Origin of the sequence: Achromobacter denitrificans NBRC 15125 (genome assembly GCF_001571365.1) — a bacterium.
Taxonomy (GTDB): Bacteria; Pseudomonadota; Gammaproteobacteria; order Burkholderiales; family Burkholderiaceae_B; genus Achromobacter; species Achromobacter denitrificans.
Map to the genome: position 1 here is coordinate 52,500 of NZ_BCTQ01000023.1, position 20,726 is coordinate 73,225.

Sequence of the window (20,726 nt, forward strand, 5' to 3'; positions counted from 1 at the left end):
GCTCTCATGCTGAAGCGCTACCATCGAACCATGCTCCCTGCACCCGTGGGCGACGCGGCCCAGCCCGGCCCACAGTCAATCCCAACCTGGAGGTAATAGCATGCAGCATGATCTGAACGGAAAAACCGCCGTCGTCACCGGCGCCGCCAGCGGCATCGGCAAGGAAATCGCGCTCACGCTCGCGCGCGCCGGCGCCTCGGTTGCGATCGCCGACCTGAACCTGGCGGGCGCCGAGGCCGTCGCCCGGGAAATCGAGCAGGCTGGCGGCAAGGCGATGGGCGTCGCGATGGATGTCACCAACGAAGAGGCCGTGAACCAGGGGATCGACCGCGTGGCCGCCGCCTACGGCAGCGTCGACATCCTGGTCTCGAACGCCGGCATCCAGATCGTGAACCCCATCGAGAACTTCGCCTATGCCGACTGGAAGAAGATGCAGGCGATCCACGTCGACGGCGCCTTCCTCACCACCAAGGCCGCCCTCAAGCACATGTACAAGGACAACCGGGGCGGCGTCGTCATCTACATGGGCTCGGTCCATTCGCACGAAGCCTCGCCGCTGAAATCCGCCTACGTCGCCGCCAAGCACGCGCTGCTGGGCCTGGCCCGCGTGCTTGCCAAGGAAGGCGCGGCCCACAATGTGCGCTCGCACGTGATCTGCCCGGGCTTCGTGCGCACGCCACTGGTCGAAAAGCAGATTCCGGAACAGGCGAAAGAGCTGGGCATCAGCGAAGAAGACGTCGTCAAGAAGGTCATGCTGGGCGACACGGTGGACGGCGTGTTCACGACCGTCGAGGACGTGGCGCAGACCGCCCTGTTCCTGGCCGCCTTCCCCAGCGCCGCGCTCACCGGCCAATCGTTCGTGGTCAGCCACGGCTGGTACATGCAATAGCCGCGTCCCGCGGCGTCCGCGAGGCCTTTGGTACCCTAGCCGCTTTGCCGGCCGGCGCGCACCCTGCGCGCCGGCGGACACGCCTTGAGGAAACGCCATGTCGTTCAGTTCCGACGCCTGGGCGCGCAACGCCGCGCTCTACGAAAAAACGCGCACCATGCCGTTCAACCTGGAGCTGGCCAGCGGCCAGCTCGACGAGAACGCCTTTCGCCACTACATGATCCAGGACGCGCACTACCTGGTCGCGTTCGGCCGCGCCCTGGCCATCGCGGCGGCCAAGGCCGACCACGCCGACGGCGTGGTGCAGTTCGCCGACGCCGCCAAGGGCGCCGTCGTCGTCGAACGCAGCCTGCACGCCGGCTTCATGAAGCAGTTCGGCATCGACGAAGCCACCTTCGAGGCCACGCCGCTGTCGCCCGCCAGCCACCACTACACCAGCTTCCTGATCGCCACCGCCTGGAGCGCCCCGTACCCGGTCGCGCTCGCCGCCTTGCTGCCCTGCTTCTGGATCTACGCCGAAATCGGCCGCGATATCCAGGCGCGCGCCGTGACGCCCAACCCGTACTCCGCCTGGATCGACGCCTACGCGGGCGAAGATTTCCACGCGCTGGTGCGCGCCGTCATCGCCACGGTGGACCGCTGCGCGGAAGCCGCGTCCGCGGAAACCCGAGAGGCCATGCACCAGGCCTACACGCACGCCGCCCAGCTGGAATGGATGTTCTGGGATTCGGCATACCGGCAGGCCGGCTGGCCGGTCTGAGGCCCTGGCACGGCGCGCGCCTTGCCGCGCGCGCCCGATCCCGCCCAGAATTGATTTTGTTTCCCCCTACGGCAACCCAGAATCCTCTTTGCCTGGTTTTGGCTGCGCCTTAGGGCCATCAGAGAATGGCTTGATACCAAGCATCGACGCTTTCGACGCATACATCCCGACTGAACCAATCAAGAAACCCAGCAAAATCACCAAGTAGGAATCATATCTAAGCCCGCCAAAGAGCAATGCAATACCTACCAACGAGAGCACACCGCGCACCCAGCGTTTGAAGTTGCCATTTCTTATTAGCATGTATTTTTGGTGCCGTAGACAGGGTTTCAGACTACGCTTTTTCGGACTGTAGGGCGCAGGGGAGAGAAGTCCAGTCTGACACCTTATTGCCGGCGCCATCGGACTGTTCCCAAAAAGCACCGGCGGACAAACCCTGGGTAGGCTCTTGCGCCACCGCACAGCCGCCCGTGCCGGGCTATGCCAAAATCGCGCCCATGCCGACCGATAACCGCCTGATTCCCCACGCCCTCGCCGCCCAGACGGCGCAACTCCCCGCCGCCTGGCTTGCGGCCTTCGCCGACCCGGGCGTGGCCGATGCGCTGGCGGCGGCGACCGCCCACGTCGAGAAGCGCCTGGGCGAAGGCGCCGTCATCTACCCCGCCACGCCCTTCCGCGCCCTGCAAGGGCTGGCGCCGTCGGACGTGCGGGTGGTGATCCTGGGGCAGGACCCCTACCATGGCCCGGGCCAGGCCCAGGGCCTGGCATTCTCGGTGCCGGACGACTGCAAGCGTCCGCCCAGCCTGCGCAATATCTTCAATGAGATCGCCCAGGAGTTTCCCGGCACTCCCGTGCCGGCCGGCAACGACTTGAGCCACTGGGCCGAGCAGGGCGTGCTGCTGCTGAACACGGCGCTGACGGTGGAGGACGGCACGCCCGCCTCTCACGCCAAGCGCGGCTGGGAAACGGTGACGGACGCGCTGATCTCGCTGGTCGCCCGCGACCCGTCCCCCAAGGTTTTCATGCTCTGGGGCGCGCATGCCCAAGCCAAGCGTCTGTTGCTGCCGGACAACAGCGGGCATCTGGTCCTGATGTCCAATCACCCGTCGCCGCTCTCCGCGAGGCGCCCGCCGGTGCCCTTCCTGGGCTGCGGTCACTTCCTGGCCACCAATGAATGGCTGGCCAACCAAGGGAAAAACCCTATTGATTGGGGGCTGGACAAAAAAACAGTTTCCATGCAAGGCGAATTCAGGTTATGATCGCCGCACTGCACAAAACGAGTTCGGCATTTACCGCCTTGATTTAGCGGAAGTTTTCGCAGTCTGCCGGGCAAACAGCCCCGGCCACTGCCGAACCATCATCGATTCCTGACCCCTTTCCTTTCGCCCTGCGTTCCAATCTCCACACGAGAACGCGCCACGCGCATGGTTGATCCGGTCGGCACGATGCTCCATCAACCGTCGCCTGGATCCGGCCGCCTAATCTCCTGGCCCGACCAAGCACTGCGTCGCATTGATTGCGGCAAGGGAAAGTAATGTCTTTCGAAACCCTGGGTCTCGCGCCCGCCCTGTTGTCGGCCGTCCAAGAAGCCGGCTTCGCCACCCCCACCGCCGTCCAGGCCGCCGCCATTCCGCAGGCCCTGGCTGGTCACGACCTGATGGTGTCCTCGCAGACGGGCAGCGGCAAGACCGCCGCCTTCATGCTGCCGGCGCTGCACCGTATCGCTCAGCAACCCGCCAACAAGGGCGTCGGCGTGCAAGTGCTGGTGCTGACCCCGACCCGCGAACTGGCCCTGCAGGTCACCGACGCCACCGCGACCTACGGCCGCAAGCTGGCCGACCTGCGCACCGCCACCGTGGTGGGCGGCATGCCCTACGGCGCGCAGCTCAAGGCGCTGTCGCGCCGCGTGGACGTGCTGGTCGCCACCCCCGGCCGCCTGATCGACCACCTGCAATCCGGCCGCGTCAAGCTGAACACCGTGCACACGCTGGTGCTGGACGAAGCCGACCGCATGCTGGACATGGGCTTCATCGAGGACATCGAGACCATCGTCGAGCGCCTGCCGGAAGGCCGCCAGACGCTGCTGTTCTCCGCCACGCTGGACGGCACCGTTGCCAAGCTGGCCTCGCGCATGATGCGCGAGCCGCAGCGCATCGAGATCGCCGGCGCCAAGGAAAAGCACACCAACATCACGCAAAGCCTGCTGTACGCGGACGACGCCAGCCACAAGATGCAGCTGCTGGACCACGTGCTGCGCGACGCCTCGCTGGACCAGGCCATCGTCTTCACGTCGACCAAGCGCGGCGCCGACGACCTGGCCGACCGCCTGGCCGACCAAGGCTTTGCTGCCGCCGCCCTGCACGGCGACATGAACCAACGCCAGCGCACCCGCACCCTGACGCAACTGCAGCGCGGCCAACTGCGCATCCTGGTCGCCACCGACGTGGCCGCCCGCGGCATCGACGTGCAAGGCATCAGCCACGCCGTCAACTTCGACCTGCCGATGCAGGCCGAAGACTACGTGCACCGCATCGGCCGCACGGGCCGCGCCGGCCGCAACGGCCTGGCCTTCACGCTGGCCACGCACTCCGAGCGCCACAAGGTTCGCCGCATCGAGCACTACATCGGCCAATCGATCAATCCTGAAGTGATCGCCGGCCTGGAGCCCAAGCGCACCCCGCGTCCGTCGACCGGCGGCGCCCCGCGTGGCGGCAAGCCGTTCGGCAAGCGTCCCGGCGGCGGCTACCAGGGCAACCGCGAAGGCCGCTCCTTCGGCGGCCCGCGAGGCGAGTTCAAGCCGCGTGAAGGCGGTTACCAGGGCGCCCGCGAAGGCGGCTTCCGCGGCGATCGCGACGCGCGCCCGGCTCGTTCGTTCGGCGATCGCCCCAGCTTCGGCGATCGTCCCAGCTTCGGCGATCGTCCGCAGCGCGAAGGCGGCTACCAGGGCAATCGTCCCTGGGGCGACCGTCCCCAGCGTGAAGGCGGCTTCCGTGGCGGCGACCGCGACTCGCGCCCGAGCTTTGGCGACCGCCCCAGCTTCGGCGACCGTCCCCAGCGCGATGCGCGCCCGTTCAGCGAGCGCCCGCAGCGTGAAGGCGGCTTCCGCGGCGGCGACCGCGATTCGCGTCCGAGCTTCAACGACCGCGCCAGCTTCGGCGACCGTCCGCAACGCGAAGGCGGCTTCCGTGGCGGCGACCGTCCCGAAGGCGGTTTCCGCGGCAAGCCTTCGTTCGACAAGCGCCCCGGCGGCCCCGCCAAGCGCTTCGCCAAGCCGGCCGGCGCGCGCCGCGACTGATCCCGGCCCCAGCGGTTCGACAAGAACCGCGCCGGCGATCTGACCGCACCCCAGGCATCGGAGGACAATCCGATCCCTGGGGTGTTTTGCATTCTCGGCCAGCAATCCGCCTGACGCGGATCTCCGGCTACGTGCTTCTCGCGCCCAGCAGCATGCTGATCTTGCGGGCGACGTTCTGCACGAGCGGAATGATCTCGTGCATGCGGGCTTCATCGGTATAGGCGTCCGTGCTCGTCACGCTGATGGACGCGACGATTTCTCCGCTGGCATCGCGCACAGGCGTGCCGACGCAACGGATCCCGTCGACGTTTTCGCCCAGGTCAAAGGTGTATCCCTTCGCGGCATAGATCGCCATGGCTTCCAGCCACTGCTCCAGCGACAGCGGTCCGGCCAGCCCTTTTGCCGCCTCTTGTTCGTAGCGCTTCGTCCAGGCGGCGCGCCCCTGATCGAGAATCAACGCCTTGCCCACGCTGGTGCAACACACGGGCTTGCGCCCGCCTATGCGCGTATTGACTTCGATGGGGCGTTTGCCGCCGATCTTGTCGAGATAGATGATGCCTTCGTCTTCATCCAGCGCGGCCAGATGCACCGTGTCTTGCGTCTGCTCGGCCAGTTCCTCCAGCAAGGGACGGGCCGTCGTGGTGATGGCCGATTCGCGATAGGCCAGGAAACCCAGCTCGACCAGCCGGCTGCCCAGGCGATATCCCTTGCGGGGCTCGAAATGCAGGTAGCGGATCTGCACCAGCGCCGAAGCCAGCCGGTGCGTGGTGCTGAAGGCAATGCCGGTTCTGTCCGAGATGTCCTTCACGCTGCGGCAGCCTTCGGCCACCGCGCTCACCACGTCGAGTCCGCGAAAGAGGGTCTGGCTGGCGAGCGGCTTAGCGATCTTGGCGGTCTTGGTGTCGGGCTTTTCGGTCATTTCGTGAGCAGTGAGTGACGGATCGTGAAGCATCGGCCAGCCATCGGCGCCGCCGGCGCCGATGCCTCACGCACTCGCTGCGTCACGCATCCAGCGGTTGTCCGGTGCGATCCTTGGTGAAGCTGATCGCGATCAGCGATACCAAAGCGCACAGGGCAATGAAGATCGCAACCGGGACATAGCTGCCATGATACCGGGCCAGCAAGGCCGTGGCGATGAGCGGCATCGGGCCGCCGACCAGCGCGGCCCCTACCTGGTAGCCGAGCGAAATGCCGGTGTAGCGCACATTCGGCGGAAAGCTCTCGGCGAAGAAGGTGCCCAGCACCGAACCGTAGGTGGACCAGATGATGGAAAAGCCGACCACCACCGCCGCCGTGGAAATCAGCGCCGAACCCTGGTTGAGCAGCCAGAAGTAAGGCAGCGCATAGACCACGATCGCGACCGAGCCCCACACAAAGACTTTCTTGCGGCCGATCCGGTCGGACAACGCGCCAAAATACAGCATGACCGGCACGGCGATCAGCGCGGCGACCAGCACCACGTTCAGCGCCGCGACACGCTCATAGCCCAGGCCCACCAAGTACGAAATGGTGAACGTGGCGAAGAGAAAGAAGGTGCTGGTCTCCACGAACTTGGCGCCAATGGCGATCAGCACGGCGCGCCAATGTCGGGTCAGCGTTTCCACCAGCGGCATCCGCTTGTGTTCGGCGCTCTTGGGATTCGCCCGCGCCTCTGCGGCCACCTTGCGGAAGGACGGCGTCTCTTCCACCTTGTTGCGGATCCACATGCCGATCAGCACGAGCACGATGGACAGCACGAACGGGATGCGCCAGCCGTAGGACAGGAAGGCTTCTTCCGAAAACAGCGCACTCAGGCCCGAGGTGACGAAGTTGCCCAGCGCCAGGCCGAACAGCGCGCCGGTTTGCGGCACCGCGCCGTAGAAGCCCCGCTTTTCGGCGGGCGAGTATTCCACCGCCAGCAATACGCCGCCTCCCCATTCGCCGCCCAGCGCCAGCCCCTGCAACAAGCGCAGCAGGGTCAGCAAGATGGGCGACCATACGCCTATGCTCGCATAGGTCGGCGTCAGGCCGATCAGCACCGTGGAGATCCCCATGATGGACAGCGTTATCACCAGCGTCTTCTTGCGGCCGACGCGGTCGCCCACGTGCGCAAAGACGATGCCGCCTATGGGACGTATCAGGAACGCCAGCGCGAACGAGGCGAGCGCCAGCAACTGGCTGGTCACGGGGTCGTCCGAGGGAAAGAACAGCCTGCCGAAGACGATGGACGACATGGTTCCGTAGAGGAAATAGTCATACCACTCGATGGTGCTGCCCACCGCGCTGCCAAACAGCGCGCGCCGGCGGTCGGCCGGGCTGATGGCGGCGGTTGCCGAAGCGGCGTTGTTGCCCGCCGGCCTGTTGCCCGCGGTCGGGGCCAGTTGTGTTGCGCTCATGGTCTTGTTTGTCTCGTGAGTGTTCGATCGGACATCCGCGGAGAATTCCCCGCATGAAATGGATGCCGTGCTTTTCTTGTACTTGCGCCGGCAAACCGCCGGCTCGGACCCAGCCCGCCTCAAGCCTGCCGGCTGCCCACGCGGGAGCGGCCGGCAGCGGGCTTGGTTTCCCGCGGCTCAGGCGCGCTGCTTGAGGATGTCCAACGCCACGTCGACGATCATGTCCTCCTGGCCGCCCACCATGCGGCGCTTGCCCAGTTCGACCAGGATGTCCACCGTCTTCAACCGATACTTCGCCGCCGCCGCCTCGGCATGGCGCAAGAACGAGCTGTACACGCCCGCATAGCCCAGCGCCAGCGTCTCGCGGTCCACCCGCACCGGACGGTCCTGCAACGGGCGCACGATGTCGTCGGCCGCGTCCATGAGCTTGTAGAGATCGGTGCCATGGTTCCAACCCATGCGGTCGATGGCGGCGATGAAGGCCTCCAGCGGCGCATTGCCCGCGCCGGCGCCCATGCCGGCCAGACTCGCGTCCACGCGGTCGCAGCCCTCTTCCACCGCGACGATGGAGTTGGCCACCCCCAGGCTCAGGTTGTGGTGGGCATGCATGCCGGTCTGCGTTTCAGGCTTGAGCACATCCTTGAACGCGCGAAAGCGGTCCCGCACATCCTGCATGCCCAGCGCGCCGCCGGAGTCCACCACGTAGCAGCAGGTCGCGCCGTAGCTCTCCATGAGCTTGGCCTGCCGCGCGAGGGCCTGCGGTTCGGTCATGTGGCTCATCATCAGAAAACCCACCGCCTCCATGCCGAGATGGCGGGCATATTCGATGTGCTGCCGGGACACATCGGCCTCGGTGCAGTGCGTGGCCACGCGCACCACGCGCACGCCGGCGTCATAGGCGTTCTTCAGGTCGTGCACGGTGCCGATGCCGGGCAGCAGCAGCGTCGCGATCCTGGCGTGCTTGACCACGCTGGCCACGGCCTCGATCCATTCCAGATCGGTGTGCGCGCCAAAACCGTAGTTGAAACTCGATCCCTGCAGGCCGTCGCCATGCGCGACCTCGATGGAATCCACTTTGGCGTCATCCAGCGCCTGGGCGATCCGCCTGGCGTCTTCAACGCTGTATTGATGACGGATGGCGTGGCTGCCATCGCGCAGCGTCACGTCGGAAATGTAGATTTTCTTGGCTTGATTCATGGTGTGTTGCCGCTCTCAAACAGCCACGGTGGTTGCCAGCATGCGCTTGGCCATGTGTTCCGCGGTGCGCAGACCCGCGCTGGTCATGATGTCCAGGTTGCCGGCGTAGGCCGGCAGATAGTGGGCCGCGCCTTCAACTTCCAGGAAGATCGAGGTCTTCAGTCCCGTGAGCGCATCGCCCACGCCAGGCAGGCGCACCGGCGTGTCGATACGGTCGAACTGCACCCGCTGCTTCATACGGTAGCCGGGCACGTAGGCCTGCACGGCGGCCGCCATCTCCTCGATCGAACGGGCGATCGCGTCTTCGTCGGCCAGCTCGCTCAGCGTATAGACGGTGTCGCGCATGATCAGCGGCGGCTCGGCCGGGTTCAGCACAATGATGGCCTTGCCCTTGGTGGCGCCGCCCACCGCTTCGATCGCCCTGGACGTGGTCTCGGTGAACTCGTCGATGTTGGCGCGCGTGCCGGGGCCCGCGCTCTTGCTGGAGATCGACGCCACGATTTCGCCATAGTGCACTTTGGCGACGCGCGACACGGCCGCCACCATCGGAATCGTCGCCTGGCCGCCGCACGTCACCATGTTCACGTTCAGCGCGTCCAGGTGCGCCTCGCCATTGACCACGGGAATGCAATACGGGCCGATGGCGGCGGGCGTGAGATCCACCATGCGGATTCCGGGCTTGAGGGCGCGCAGGAAGGCATCGTTCTTCACATGCGCGCCGGCGCTGGTGGCATCGAACACAAAGTCAATCTCTTGGAAGACCGGCAGCCGCGCCAGGCCTTCGACGCCCTCGTGCGTGGTGGCCACGCCCAGGCGCGCCGCGCGGGCCAGGCCGTCCGATTGCGGGTCGATGCCGACCATCGCCCCGATTTCGATGTGTTGCCCATGGCGCAGGATCTTGATCATCAGATCCGTGCCGATGTTGCCGCTGCCAATGATGGCGGCCTTGAGTTTGCGTTGGGTGTTCGACACGTGGCTCCTTCCTCTTTCCTGGCATCGTTCTGTGCTTCGACGTGGGAGCGAGTGTAGGGAGGTTTTTTTAAATTATCAATATATAAGTATCAATCTCATATAGTGAGTAAAAAGGCTAGCGCCAGCAGGCGGCCTGAATCCGGCGCGCCTCCGAGGCCCGGCTAAAATTGCCCGATTCTTCAAATAGCCGCTCCATGCAACGCCCTTCTCCCGCCCATCTCCCGCCTCTGGACCCCGCCGCCCAGGAACACAGCGCCGCCATGGCTGCCCACCTGCGCGACGCCATCATGGCCAATGGCGGCTGGCTGCCCTTCGACCGCTGGATGGCGCAGGCGCTGTACGCGCCCGGGCTGGGCTATTACGCGGCGGGCAACGTCAAGCTGGCCGATGCGGATGGCGACGCCCGCGCGCCGGCCGGCGACTTCGTCACCGCCCCCCAGCTGACGCCGCTGTTCGCCCGCACCCTGGCGCGCCAGGCCGCCCAGGTGCTGCGCCAGACCGGCACCGACGCCGTGCTGGAATTCGGCGCCGGCACCGGCGCGCTGGCCGAAGGCGTGCTGGGCGAACTGGACGCGATGGGGCTGGCGCAGACCCGCTACCTGATCCTGGAAGTGTCCGCCGACCTCCGCGCGCGCCAGGCCGAAAGGCTGGCGGCGTATGGCGACCGCGTGCAGTGGCTGGATGCGCTGCCCGCCGCCTTCGCCGGCTGCGTACTGGCCAACGAAGTCCTGGACGCGATGCCCATTTCGATTTTCCGCTGGAGCGAGGACGGGAGCACGGTGCTGGAACGCGGCGTGGCGCTGGACGCCTCCCAGGCATTCGCGTGGGACGACCGGCCCGCGCCGCCCGAGCTGGCGGCCGCCGTCGCCGGCCGCATGCCGGCGCTGCCCGGCTACATGTCCGAAATCAATCTGCAAGGCGAGGCCTGGATCGCCGCGATGGGCAGCTGGCTCGAACGGGGCGCCGCGCTGCTGGTGGACTATGGCTTCCCCCGCGGCGAGTATTACCATCCGCAGCGGGCGGGCGGCACGCTCATGTGCCATCTGCGGCATCACGCGCACGGCGATCCGTTCACCGCGCCGGGCCTGCAGGACATCACCGCGCACGTCGACTTCACCGCGATGGCCGATGCCGCGCTGGCGGCCGGCCTGCAAGTCCTGGGCTATACCTCGCAGGCCCGCTTCCTGATGAATGCGGGGCTGATGGACCTGCTGGCCCAGCTCGATCCCGCGGATGTGCAGAACTACGCGAAAACCGTCGCCCCGGTGCAGAAGCTGCTGTCCGAAGCGGAAATGGGCGAGCTGTTCAAGGTGCTGGCGGTGGGACGCGGCATGACCGAGCCGCTGACGGGTTTCTCCCGCGGCGACCGACTGGGCAAGCTATAGCGGCGCTATGGCGAGGCGGCGTCCGCGCGCAGGCGCTCCAGCCTGGCTTCGCGCACGCTTTCCTTGATGCGCGCCGGATCGCCGGCGCAGGCTTTCGCGATCGCGCCCGCGTCCACGCCGCGCACCGCGGCCACGCGCAAGCGCCACGCCGCCCGGTCCACGGGCTGGCGCACCGACGCGGCCTCCAGAAGATCGAAGAATCGTTCCGGCTTGCGCAGCGCGTCGGCGCGCTCCATCAGAACCAGTTGCGCGACGATGGGATCCGCATGCTGCGTGGAAGCGTCCAGGCCGGCCAGCACCTCGGGCAGCAGCCGCGCGTAGTCGTTGCATTCCGTGGGCACGCGCAGCCGGCGGCCCAGGGCCTCGCGCTCGGGCGTCAGGCGGCACAGCAACGCGTAGCGGCCCGGCAAGGACAGGCCCATGCCGGCCGCGCGATCGACGTCCGCGGCCACCTCGTCCACGCCTTGCAGCTCCGGCATCACCCTCGCCAGCGCGCCGCAAGCCTGCAGGACGCCCAGCATGCGCGAGGGCGTCGCCGCCATCAGGCCGCGCGACAGTTCTTTCCAGACCCGCTCGGCCACCAGCGCGTCGGCCTCGCCGGCCTCGACCATGCGCCGGCATAGTTCCAGCGTCTCGGGCGCGATGGTGAAATCGCCGAAGCGCGCCGCGAAGCGTCCCAGCCGCAGGATGCGCACGGGGTCTTCCTCGAAGGCCTCGCCCACGTGGCGCAGGACCCGGCCCCGCACGTCGGCCTCGCCGCCCAGGGGATCGATCAGGCCGCCCTCCGGCGTCTGCGCAATGGCGTTGACCGTCAGGTCGCGGCGGCGCAGGTCTTCTTCGAGCGTGACGTCGGCGCCGGTGTAGAACGTGAAGCCTTTGTAGCCCCGCCCCGATTTGCGCTCGGTGCGCGCCAGCGCGTATTCCTCTTTGCTGCGGGGATGCAGGAAAACAGGGAAATCGCCGCCCACCGGGATGAAGCCCCGCCGCGCCATCTCTTCGGGCGTGGCGCCCACGACCACCCAGTCATGGTCGCCGGGCGGCAGGCCGAGCAGCGCGTCGCGCACCGCACCGCCTACGACATAGACCTGCAAGCCCTCTGTAGCCGAATCCCGGCTCATGGGATCGAGGTGCTTTCGGCGCCCAGCGGCACGACGTTGCCCAGGCGTTCCTTCAAGGACTGGGGCTGGCCGCTGAACATCGCCGCGTAATACACCGAGTTGGACATCACGTTCTTCACGTAAGTGCGGGTTTCATTGAAGGGGATCGTCTCGGCGAAGATGGCGCCTTCCACCGGATGCGAGAACGTCGAGCGCCAGTTGTGCGGGCGCCGCGGGCCGGCGTTGTAGCCCGCGCTGGCCAGCATCTGCGAACCGTTAAGGTCGCGCAGCACCATGTTCAGGTAATTGGTGCCGAGCTCGGTGTTGGTGTCGAAGTCGTTCACGCTATCGGGCGTGAAGTTGCTCATGCCGATCTTGCCCGCCACCCATTTGGCGGTGGCCGGCATCAGCTGCATCAGGCCGGAGGCGCCCACGTGCGAACGGGCATCCATGATGAAGCGGGATTCCTGGCGGATCAGGCCGTAGACCCAGGCCGGATCCAGCGCGATGGCATTGGCCTTGGCGGTGACGCGGCCCTCGAACGGCGCGATGAAGCGCTGGCTGAAATCGACTTCCTTTTCGGTGCGGTCGGAGGTATTGACCACGCGGTCGTAGATGTTCTCGGCGCGGGCCAGTTCGGCGGCCGCCAGGAGCTGGCGGTCGCTCATGCCGCGCAGGCTGAAGTTCCATTCGGGCACGGCTTCGGAGCGCCAGCCCAGGCGGAACAGCTGCACGGCGCGGCGCAGGCCCGGATTGGCGCGGGCCTCGGCGATCTCCTGGTCGCTGATGGGCGCGGGACGCGGCGGCACGTTGATGCGCCGGCCCAGTTCCTCGGCGGCCAGCTGGCCGTAGAAATCGAAGCGGTCCGCGATGCTGGCGTAGGCCGCGGCGGCCTGTTCCGTGTTGCCGCGGGCGGCCTGCCCGCGCGCCTTCCAGTACACCCACGACGTATCCGCCTGCTGCGAGGCCGGCATCTGCTCGATGGACTCGATCACCCACTTCCAGTCGATCTTGGGCTGGCGCAGGGCGGCGCGCACCTTCCAGGCGGCGTTGTATTCCGTCATGCGGATATGGCCGGCCTCGTGGTACCAATCGTCCGCCCGGCTGTCCAGGTTCAACGCGGCCACCAGCGCATACTGCCCGCGCACCCAGGCCAGGTTCGACTTGGCCATGGCCTTGGACCATTCCGCGGACTTGGCCCATTCGCGGCGCAGATAGGAATCGGCCACGCTGACGTCGGAGCGCGCCAGGCGGGCCAGCGCGATGGTCACCAGTTCCTTCTCGTTGCGGCCCACGGGCAGACGGTCCTGGCGCGTCAGCCACTTCATGGGATCCTTCATGAGCTGGTCGTAGGTTTTCAGGTCCTGCGGCTCGAACATGTATTGCGCGAACTTGCGCGCGTCGGTCGTCTTGTTGGCCTCGATGGCATCGCGCAGCTGGGGTTCCAGTTGCTCCCAGCCGAGGATGCCGTCGGCCACGAGCTGGTCGTACAGCGCCCAGCAGGCGCCGCCCGGCGCGAACACCGCCACGGCCTGCGCCGCGGTGGCGCGCTGCCCGGTCATGTGGCGGCCGTCCAGGATGGCGCATTCGATCTGGGCGTTGCTGTTCCGCACGGGCGCGAGCTTGCGCACGGTTTCGAAGTCGCCGCTGCGCGCGGCCGCGAGCAGCCAGTCGGCGCGCAGCCGGTCGGCCAGGTAGGCGTCGGGATTGTTGTTGATGAACTGCTGCAGCGCGGCGGTGGGCCGGCCGGTGGCGGGCGGCGTCCAGAGTTGGTAGCGCAGCAGCCAGTATTCCGGGTACATGCCCAGAGGGTCGGGCTTGGCTTGCGGCACCAGCGCGCCCAGGACCGACCATTGCTTGCGGTTCATGGCCTCGCGCGCGGCGACCACGGCGGCCAGCGCCGGCGTGTCGGCCGTGGGAGGCAGGCCCGCCAGCACCGCCGGCGGCACCGAGATCACGGGCTGCGCGGCCTGGACGGCGGGCTGCGGCTGGATGTTGACGGCCGCGCTGCGCTGTTGCGCGTCCACCGGCGCGCAGGCCGCGGTGAAAAGCGCCACCAGCGGCAACCATCGGCGCAGGCCGGACCCGGCCTCGGCGGCGATGCGCTCGGTTTTCTGATACCGTCCGGGTTGGAGAGTCTGTGTCATGCCCTGCCCCTCATGCACGGGCCATGCCGCAAGCCCGCCTGCCGGCCGTCCGCATGCTGGCAATCCGCATGCCGGCCATCCGCACATCCGCCATCTTTGTCCATCCCCATCACAGCCACCGCATGACTACGCAAAATACTCCAGAGGATACCGCAGTCCAGCTACGCACGCGATTGCGGAAAATGCGCGCAGAACTGCCGGAAGACCAGCGCAGCCGCGGCGGCCTGCTGATGCGCGCCCGGCTGTTCACCTGGCTGAACGTGGCCCGCGACGAAGCCGTCCGCGCCGGCCGCCCGGCGCCCGCCACCGTGGCCGCCTTCTGGCCCATGGCGGACGAGCCCGACCTGCGCCCCCTGCTGCAGCAATGGGTCGATGGCGGCGTGGCGGTGGCGCTGCCGGTGGTGCGGGAACGCAACGCGCCGCTGGCGTTCCTGCCCTGGACGCCGGACGCCGAGCTTCGCGCCGGCCCCTACGGCATCCAGGAGCCGGTCCATGGCGCCGAAGTGCTTCCCGACGTGGTGCTGGTGCCGACCCTGGGCTATACCGAACACGGCGACCGCCTGGGCTACGGCGGCGGCTATTACGACCGCAGCCTGGCCGCCCTGCGCGAGCGCGGCCATCCGTTCATCGCGATCGGCATCGCCTGGAGCTGCGGCGAACTGGACCCGGGCTACCAGCCCGCGGCCCATGATTTCCCGCTGGACGCCGTGCTGACCCAGGACGGCTGGGTGCCCCAGGCACCGCTGGAACAGGGGGGAGCCGGCGGCACCACCCTGCACAGCTACCGGATGAACTGACGCACCAGCATCGCCCGGCGACTTGCACCAAAACGGTGCATGATGTAACATAGCGGGCTTCGGCCTCGATCCGAGGCCGCCGCAGTTCCCCGCCCGCAACCCCTACGCCCGCGGCATCAGCCCCCGGCGGATTGCGGCCCGTTCCGCCCCCTTCCCGCATTCCCGCCGCGCCTTGCGCGCGGCGCGCCCGGCGTCATGGCGCCTTTGCCTGCCGCCGCCCATCCGATGCAGCCGGCCGGCCTCCGCGCCCGCCGTTCTGCCGCCCCTTCCACCCCTCGGCGCGCGCCTCGTCCGCGCCGCGGCCGGCGCTTGCGCCATAAGCCCATTCCCGCGCGTCAACCGACACGGGGATGGCGTTCCAACGTCCTTGGGAGGATATTGTCCCAAGAGGTCCCCGCTCCGGCAAAGCTGGCACGCGGGTTGCTTGTTTCGCAGGGGCCGCGCGCCAGCCGGCCGCCAGCACCAGTACCGGAGGAGCCATGAAGGACAGAACATCCCGTCCCGCCGCCTATGACGAAATGCACGACAGCACCGGCGGCATACGCTCCCATTACCAGGCCTTCGAGCGCTGGCATGCCGAGCAGTCCGCGGAGGCCATGGCCGTGCGCCGGCTCGAAGCGGACCTGAGCTTTCGCCGGGTCGGCATCACCTTCTCGGTCGCGGGCGACGCCGCCGGCACCGAGCGCCTGATCCCCTTCGACCTGATCCCCAGGATCATTCCCGCCGACGAATGGCGCCTCCTGGAAGCCGGCCTGAAGCAGCGCGTGCGCGCGCTGAACATGTTCATCCACGACATCTACCACGGGCACGACATCGTGCGCGCCGGCGTGGTGCCCGCCGAGCAGGTGTTCCTGAATGCGCAGTACCGTCCGGAAATGCAGGACGTGGACGTGGCCGAGGACATCTACTGCCACATCGCCGGCGTGGACATCGTGCGCGCCGGCGCGGGCGAGTTCTACGTGCTGGAAGACAACCTGCGCGTGCCCTCCGGCGTGTCCTACATGCTGGAGAACCGCAAGATGTCGATGCGGCTGATGCCCGACGCCTTCAGCCGCATCAAGGTGGAGCCGGTCGCGCACTACCCCGACCTGCTGCTGGACAACCTGCGCGAGGTGGCCCCGCACGGCGGCGACGATCCCACCGTGGTGGTGCTGACCCCGGGCATGTACAACTCGGCCTACTTCGAACACGCCTTCCTGGCCCAGCAGATGGGCGTGGAGCTGGTCGAGGGCCAGGACCTGTTCGTCGAACAGAACACCGTCTACATGCGCACCACGCAAGGCCCCCGCAAGGTGGACGTGATCTACCGCCGGCTCGACGACGACTTCCTCGACCCCCTGTCGTTTCGCGCCGATTCCGCGCTGGGCGTGCCCGGCCTGCTGTCGGTGTACCGCGCCGGCCGCGTCACGCTGGCCAACGCCATCGGCACCGGCATCGCGGACGACAAGTCCACCTACCTGCACGTGCCGGACATGATCCGCTTCTATCTGGGCGAAGAGCCGGTGCTGTCCAACGTGCCGACCTGGCGCTGCAGCCGGCCCGAGGAACTGTCGCACGTGCTGGCCCACATGCACGAACTGGTGGTGAAGGAGGTCCACGGCTCGGGCGGCTACGGCATGCTGGTGGGCCCCTCGGCCTCGCGCGCGGAGGTCGACGCCTTCCGCGAGCGGGTGCGCGCCAATCCCGCCAACTACATCGCGCAGCCCACGCTGGCGCTCTCCACGGTGCCGACCTATGTGGAATCCGGCGTGGCGCCGCGCCACGTGGACCTGCGCCCGTACGTCCTGTGCGGCAAGGATATCCGGACCGTGCCCGGCGGCCTGTGCCGCGTGGCGCTGACCGAAGGTTCGCTGGTCGTCAACAGCAGCCAGGGCGGCGGCACCAAGGACACCTGGGTACTGGAGGACTGAACATGCTGAGCCGAACCGCCGACAACCTGTTCTGGATGTGCCGCTACACCGAGCGCGCCGAGAATACCGCCCGCATGCTGGACGTGAACCTGCAGATGTCGCTGCTGCCGCAAGACGCGCAGACGCGCGAAGGCTCGTGGCTGGGCGTGCTGCGCATCTCCGAGCTGCAGGGCCTGTACCAGCAGAAATACGCGACCATTTCGCCGCACGACGTGCTGGAATATATGGTGCGCGACCCCGAGAATCCGTCTTCCATCTTCTCCTGCATGCGCGCGGCCCGCGAGAATGCGCGCGCCGTGCGCGGCAGCCTCACCACCGAGGTCTGGGAAACGTACAACACCACCTGGCTGGAACTGCTGAAACACCTGCATACCGGCCTGCTGGAGCGCAATCCCGGCGAATTCTTCGAATGGGTGAAGTTCCGCTCGCACCTGGCCCGCGGCGTCACCATCGGCACCATGCTGCAGGATGAAGCCCTCTATTTCCTGCGCATCGGCATGCACCTGGAACGCGCCGACAACACCGCACGCATGCTGGACGTGAAATTCCACGAGCGCGACGGCAACGGCCATGAGCGCGCCGAACCTGCCGGCGCCGCGGCGCTGCAAAGCGAGTTCTACCGCTGGTCGGCGCTGCTCAGCTCGGTGTCGGGGCTGGAGATCTACCGCAAGGTGTACCGCGACGTCATCACCCCGGACCGCGTGGCGGAACTGCTGATCCTGCATGGCGACATGCCGCGCTCGCTGCTGGCCACGATGCGGGCGGTGGCCGACGACCTGGCGCGCGTCTCCAACCAGCGCTCGACCGAAACCGAACGGCGCGCCGGCATGCTGTGCGCGGAGCTGCAATACGGCCGCGTAGAGGACATTCTGGCCAGCGGTCTGCACCAGTACCTGGACCATTTCCTCGACCGCATCAACGACCTGGGCAACCGGATCAGCCAGGATTTCCTGGTGCCGCTGTCGGCCTAGGGCCTGTTGATATTCATACGGAGGCAGGAATGAAACAGCTCATCACGCATCTCACGCACTACCGCTACACCGCGCCTGTCACCTACAGCATCCAGACGCTGCGCCTGACGCCCCGCGACGACGAGCACCAGCGCGTCCTGCGCTGGCACATCGAGGCCCCCGGCGCGCTGGAAAAACAGGTGGACGCCTACGGCAACATCACCCATACGCTGACGCTGAACCATCCGCATACCGACATCGAGCTGCGCGTAACCGGGCAGGTGATGGTGGCGCCGCTTGCGCGCGGCCTGCTGGGCGGCGAGGACAGCCGGCTGCCGGTGCACGCCTACTGCGTGCAGACGCCGCTGACGCAGGCCGACGATACGGTCATGGCGTTCGTGCGCGCAGCGCTGCCCGGCGGCCTGAATACGCCCGACGACGTCCTGGCGCTTGCCACCGCCGTCAGCGACCGCGTCGCCTACGAGCCCGGCACGACCGACGTCACCACCGCCGCCGCCCAGGTGCTGGCGATGGGCCACGGCGTCTGCCAGGACCATGCCCACCTGTTCCTGGCCTGCGTGCGCGGCCTGGGCGTGCCGGCCCGCTACGTCAGCGGCTACCTCTACACCACCGCCGAGCACGCGGCCAGCCACGCCTGGGCGGACGTGTGGCTGGCCGGCATCGGCTGGACCAGCGTGGACATCACCAACCGCCAGTTCGCCTCGGACTGCCACTGCCGGCTGGCGGTGGCCCGGGATTACGACTCGGCCTCGCCGGTGCGCGGCGTGCGCAGCGGCGGCGGCGAGGAATCCATGGAGGTCAGCGTGCAGGTACAGACGAGCGCCCAGCAGTAACATTCGCCAGGCCGCGCCGCAATACAATGCGGCGTGGTTTCCCCAATTTCCGATCATGACCTACTGCGTAGCAGCCCGCCTTGATTCCGGCCTGGTCTTCCTGTCCGATTCCCGCACCAATGCCGGGGTCGACCAGATCAGCGTCTTCCGCAAAATGACCGTCTTCGAGCGTCCGGGCGACCGCGTGATGGTGTTGATGACTTCCGGCAACCTGGCGGTGAGCCAGGCCGTGCTGAACGCGCTGACGCGCCAGAATGCCGAAGGCGGCGAGACGCTCTGGAACGCGCCCGACATGTTCGAGGCCGCGCACCGCGTCGGCGCCGCCGTGCGCGAAGTCTTTCACCGCGAGGCCCCGGCCCTGCACGAGCAAGGCGTGGATTTCAACGTCAACCTGATCTTCGGCGGCCAGATCGGCCCGGAGCGCTGCCGGCTCTTCCAGGTGTACGCCGCCGGCAACTTCATCGAGGCGGGCCAGGAATGCCCGTATTTCCAGATCGGCGAGGCCAAGTACGGCAAGCCCATCCTGGATCGCGTGCTGCGGCCGGACACGTCGCTGGACGAGGCCGCCAAGTGCGCGCTGATCTCGATGGACTCCACGCTGCGCTCGAACATTTCCGTGGGCCTGCCGCTGGACCTGCTGGTCTACGACACCCACGCGCTGCGCGTCACGCATTTCGCCAGCATCGACGAGCACAACGAATACTTCCGCATGATCCGCGGCACCTGGGGCGAACGGCTGCGGCAGGTCTTCGCCGAAATCCCCGATCCGCTGTGGACCAGCCCCGAAGACCCCGTCTCGCTGGTGCCCTCCGGCCGGGTGCACCAGCCGCTGCGCGCCGAGCCGGTGAACGAGCCCGGTCCGAGCTATCCGGCGCCGCAGGTGCTGGCCGAGGACCCCGGCAAGGACCAGGCCGCCTGAAGCACGAGGCTCCCGGGCCGCGCAAGCACGCGTAAACCCGGCTTTCCGCCAGCCGAAGCCCGGCTTGCGAAACCGCGAATTCTCATTCCTGGCGTGTCGGCCGACACTAGACGGCACAACCACAGGAGTGAGACATGCCCCCTATTTTCGCGCGCGCGGCGAAATCCGCCGCCTGGCCGGTCCTGGCCCTGTCGTGCCTGGCTTTCGGCAACGCATCCGCGCAAGGCACCTATCCCAACCATCCCATTTCGCTGGTCGTGCCCTTCGCGGCGGGCGGCCCCACCGACGTGGTGGCCCGCAGCCTGGGCGCCTCCATGTCGAAAACGCTGGGCCAGAGCATCGTCGTCGAAAACCGCACCGGCGCGGGCGGAACCCTGGCGTCCACGCACGTCGCGCGCGCCGCGCCCGACGGCTATACCTTCCTGATCCACCACAACGGGATGGCCACCGCGCCCGCCCTCTACCGCAAGCTGCCCTTCAATCCGCTGACCGATTTCGCCTACGTCGGCCAGGTGGCGGACGTGCCCATGACGCTGCTCGGCCGCAAGGACCTGCCCCCCGGCGACATGCCGGCGTTCATCAAGTACGCGCGCGAGAACGGCGACAAGGTCAACCTGGCCAACGCCGGCCTGGGCGCGGTGTCGCAGCTATGCGGCATGCTGCTGCAGGAATCGCTGGGCGCGCAGTTCACCACCGTGCCCTACGCGGGCACGGCCCCCGCGCTGACCGCGCTGCTGGGCGGCCAGGTGGACGTGCTGTGCGACCAGACCACCCAGACCATCCCGCACATCAAGGCGGACCGGGTCAAGCTCTATGGCGTCACTACGCTGGACCGCATCCAGGCCCTGCCCGACACGCCGACCCTGCAGGAAAGCGGCCTGAAGGGCTTCGAGGTCAAGGTGTGGCATGGCGTCTATGCGCCCAAGGGCACCCCGCCGGAAGCCATCGCCAAGGTCAACGCGGCCCTGCGCGCCGCGCTGAAGGACCCTGTCTTCACGCAGAAAATGACGGAACTGGGGGCCGAGATCGTGCCTGAATCCAAGCAAACGCCCGAAGGCCTGCAAACCTGGCTGCAGACCGAAGTCGACAAATGGGGCGGCATCATCCGCAAGGCGGGGGTGTACGCGGACTGAGGCGCGGAGGGCAGCGGCTGTTGCCGCTGCCCGTTCATGAATATAT

At 67.6% G+C, this 20,726-nt stretch carries 17 protein-coding genes; 11 read left to right on the forward strand and 6 right to left on the reverse strand.

The window, feature by feature from the left end; translation table 11 throughout:
• Window positions 1-100 precede the first annotated feature (100 nt).
• The 4 genes from ADE01S_RS19205 (at window position 101) to ADE01S_RS19220 (ending at window position 4,944) form a co-directional block, all read left to right on the forward strand.
• On the forward strand, window positions 101-889 hold the full coding sequence (locus tag ADE01S_RS19205; protein WP_062683327.1) for a 3-hydroxybutyrate dehydrogenase: 789 nt from the start codon (window positions 101-103) through the stop codon (window positions 887-889).
• 97 nt (window positions 890-986) lie between these two features.
• Window positions 987-1,649: a thiaminase II gene (tenA, locus tag ADE01S_RS19210; protein WP_062683328.1), complete on the forward strand. Its 663-nt coding sequence runs from the start codon at window positions 987-989 to the stop codon at window positions 1,647-1,649.
• A 497-nt stretch (window positions 1,650-2,146) separates the two neighbouring features.
• Entirely contained in the window at window positions 2,147-2,908 is a 762-nt protein-coding gene (locus ADE01S_RS19215) for a uracil-DNA glycosylase (protein ID WP_062683380.1), read from the forward strand.
• 275 nt (window positions 2,909-3,183) lie between these two features.
• Window positions 3,184-4,944 carry a DEAD/DEAH box helicase gene (locus ADE01S_RS19220; RefSeq protein WP_062683329.1) on the forward strand — a complete coding sequence of 587 codons (1,761 nt, stop codon included), beginning with the start codon at window positions 3,184-3,186 and terminating at the stop codon, window positions 4,942-4,944.
• Window positions 4,945-5,071: 127 nt separating this feature from the next.
• Here ADE01S_RS19220 and ADE01S_RS19225 read toward each other — a convergent pair whose 3' ends face one another.
• The 4 genes from ADE01S_RS19225 to ADE01S_RS19240 form a co-directional block, all read right to left on the reverse strand.
• A complete protein-coding gene (locus ADE01S_RS19225; RefSeq protein WP_062683330.1) occupies window positions 5,072-5,863 on the reverse strand; it encodes an IclR family transcriptional regulator in 792 nt (263 codons plus the stop codon).
• 82 nt (window positions 5,864-5,945) lie between these two features.
• Complete coding sequence (locus ADE01S_RS19230; protein WP_062683331.1) at window positions 5,946-7,319, reverse strand: MFS transporter; 1,374 nt, start codon at window positions 7,317-7,319, stop codon at window positions 5,946-5,948.
• 177 nt (window positions 7,320-7,496) lie between these two features.
• Window positions 7,497-8,516: a 4-hydroxy-2-oxovalerate aldolase gene (gene dmpG, locus ADE01S_RS19235; protein ID WP_062683332.1), complete on the reverse strand. Its 1,020-nt coding sequence runs from the start codon at window positions 8,514-8,516 to the stop codon at window positions 7,497-7,499.
• 15 nt (window positions 8,517-8,531) lie between these two features.
• Window positions 8,532-9,488, reverse strand: coding sequence for an acetaldehyde dehydrogenase (acetylating) (locus tag ADE01S_RS19240; protein WP_075873307.1), 957 nt, complete (start codon window positions 9,486-9,488; stop codon window positions 8,532-8,534).
• Between the two features lie 194 nt (window positions 9,489-9,682).
• Between ADE01S_RS19240 and ADE01S_RS19245 the strand changes: the two genes are divergently transcribed.
• Window positions 9,683-10,873: a class I SAM-dependent methyltransferase gene (locus ADE01S_RS19245; RefSeq protein ID WP_062683333.1), complete on the forward strand. Its 1,191-nt coding sequence runs from the start codon at window positions 9,683-9,685 to the stop codon at window positions 10,871-10,873.
• A gap of 5 nt (window positions 10,874-10,878) precedes the next feature.
• Here the strand turns inward: ADE01S_RS19245 and ADE01S_RS19250 are convergent, their stop codons facing one another.
• Entirely contained in the window at window positions 10,879-11,991 is a 1,113-nt protein-coding gene (locus ADE01S_RS19250; RefSeq protein ID WP_062683334.1) for a tRNA nucleotidyltransferase/poly(A) polymerase-related protein, read from the reverse strand.
• A complete protein-coding gene (locus tag ADE01S_RS19255) occupies window positions 11,988-14,117 on the reverse strand; it encodes a lytic transglycosylase domain-containing protein (RefSeq protein ID WP_062683335.1) in 2,130 nt (709 codons plus the stop codon). The genes ADE01S_RS19250 and ADE01S_RS19255 overlap by 4 nt, the downstream gene beginning before the upstream one ends.
• A 122-nt stretch (window positions 14,118-14,239) precedes the next feature.
• Between ADE01S_RS19255 and ADE01S_RS19260 the strand changes: the two genes are divergently transcribed.
• The 6 genes from ADE01S_RS19260 (at window position 14,240) to ADE01S_RS19285 (ending at window position 20,680) form a co-directional block, all read left to right on the forward strand.
• Entirely contained in the window at window positions 14,240-14,914 is a 675-nt protein-coding gene (locus tag ADE01S_RS19260) for a 5-formyltetrahydrofolate cyclo-ligase (protein WP_062683382.1), read from the forward strand.
• A gap of 479 nt (window positions 14,915-15,393) precedes the next feature.
• Window positions 15,394-16,824 (forward strand): circularly permuted type 2 ATP-grasp protein, encoded by a 1,431-nt coding sequence (locus ADE01S_RS19265; RefSeq protein WP_062683336.1) that lies wholly within the window; start codon window positions 15,394-15,396, stop codon window positions 16,822-16,824.
• A gap of 2 nt (window positions 16,825-16,826) precedes the next feature.
• Complete coding sequence (locus ADE01S_RS19270) at window positions 16,827-17,795, forward strand: alpha-E domain-containing protein (RefSeq protein WP_062683337.1); 969 nt, start codon at window positions 16,827-16,829, stop codon at window positions 17,793-17,795.
• A gap of 29 nt (window positions 17,796-17,824) precedes the next feature.
• Window positions 17,825-18,628, forward strand: coding sequence for a transglutaminase family protein (locus tag ADE01S_RS19275; RefSeq protein ID WP_062683338.1), 804 nt, complete (start codon window positions 17,825-17,827; stop codon window positions 18,626-18,628).
• Window positions 18,629-18,683: 55 nt separating this feature from the next.
• The gene (locus tag ADE01S_RS19280; protein ID WP_062683339.1) at window positions 18,684-19,547 is read left to right on the forward strand and encodes a proteasome-type protease; all 864 of its coding nucleotides are present in this window, start codon (window positions 18,684-18,686) and stop codon (window positions 19,545-19,547) included.
• A 134-nt stretch (window positions 19,548-19,681) separates the two neighbouring features.
• Window positions 19,682-20,680: a tripartite tricarboxylate transporter substrate-binding protein gene (locus ADE01S_RS19285; protein WP_062683340.1), complete on the forward strand. Its 999-nt coding sequence runs from the start codon at window positions 19,682-19,684 to the stop codon at window positions 20,678-20,680.
• Window positions 20,681-20,726 lie beyond the last annotated feature (46 nt).

What these genes read in the sequence shown, in the direction of transcription:
- ADE01S_RS19205 (WP_062683327.1), top strand. Translation starts at nt 101, where the DNA reads ATGCAGCATGATCTGAACGGAAAAACCGCCGTCGTCACCGGCGCCGCC.
- tenA (WP_062683328.1), top strand. Translation starts at nt 987, where the DNA reads ATGTCGTTCAGTTCCGACGCCTGGGCGCGCAACGCCGCGCTCTACGAA.
- ADE01S_RS19215 (WP_062683380.1), top strand. Translation starts at nt 2,147, where the DNA reads ATGCCGACCGATAACCGCCTGATTCCCCACGCCCTCGCCGCCCAGACG.
- ADE01S_RS19220 (WP_062683329.1), top strand. Translation starts at nt 3,184, where the DNA reads ATGTCTTTCGAAACCCTGGGTCTCGCGCCCGCCCTGTTGTCGGCCGTC.
- ADE01S_RS19225 (WP_062683330.1), bottom strand. Translation starts at nt 5,863, where the DNA reads ATGACCGAAAAGCCCGACACCAAGACCGCCAAGATCGCTAAGCCGCTC.
- ADE01S_RS19230 (WP_062683331.1), bottom strand. Translation starts at nt 7,319, where the DNA reads ATGAGCGCAACACAACTGGCCCCGACCGCGGGCAACAGGCCGGCGGGC.
- dmpG (WP_062683332.1), bottom strand. Translation starts at nt 8,516, where the DNA reads ATGAATCAAGCCAAGAAAATCTACATTTCCGACGTGACGCTGCGCGAT.
- ADE01S_RS19245 (WP_062683333.1), top strand. Translation starts at nt 9,683, where the DNA reads ATGCAACGCCCTTCTCCCGCCCATCTCCCGCCTCTGGACCCCGCCGCC.
- ADE01S_RS19250 (WP_062683334.1), bottom strand. Translation starts at nt 11,991, where the DNA reads ATGAGCCGGGATTCGGCTACAGAGGGCTTGCAGGTCTATGTCGTAGGC.
- ADE01S_RS19255 (WP_062683335.1), bottom strand. Translation starts at nt 14,117, where the DNA reads ATGACACAGACTCTCCAACCCGGACGGTATCAGAAAACCGAGCGCATC.
- ADE01S_RS19260 (WP_062683382.1), top strand. Translation starts at nt 14,240, where the DNA reads ATGACTACGCAAAATACTCCAGAGGATACCGCAGTCCAGCTACGCACG.
- ADE01S_RS19265 (WP_062683336.1), top strand. Translation starts at nt 15,394, where the DNA reads ATGAAGGACAGAACATCCCGTCCCGCCGCCTATGACGAAATGCACGAC.
- ADE01S_RS19270 (WP_062683337.1), top strand. Translation starts at nt 16,827, where the DNA reads ATGCTGAGCCGAACCGCCGACAACCTGTTCTGGATGTGCCGCTACACC.
- ADE01S_RS19275 (WP_062683338.1), top strand. Translation starts at nt 17,825, where the DNA reads ATGAAACAGCTCATCACGCATCTCACGCACTACCGCTACACCGCGCCT.
- ADE01S_RS19280 (WP_062683339.1), top strand. Translation starts at nt 18,684, where the DNA reads ATGACCTACTGCGTAGCAGCCCGCCTTGATTCCGGCCTGGTCTTCCTG.
- ADE01S_RS19285 (WP_062683340.1), top strand. Translation starts at nt 19,682, where the DNA reads ATGCCCCCTATTTTCGCGCGCGCGGCGAAATCCGCCGCCTGGCCGGTC.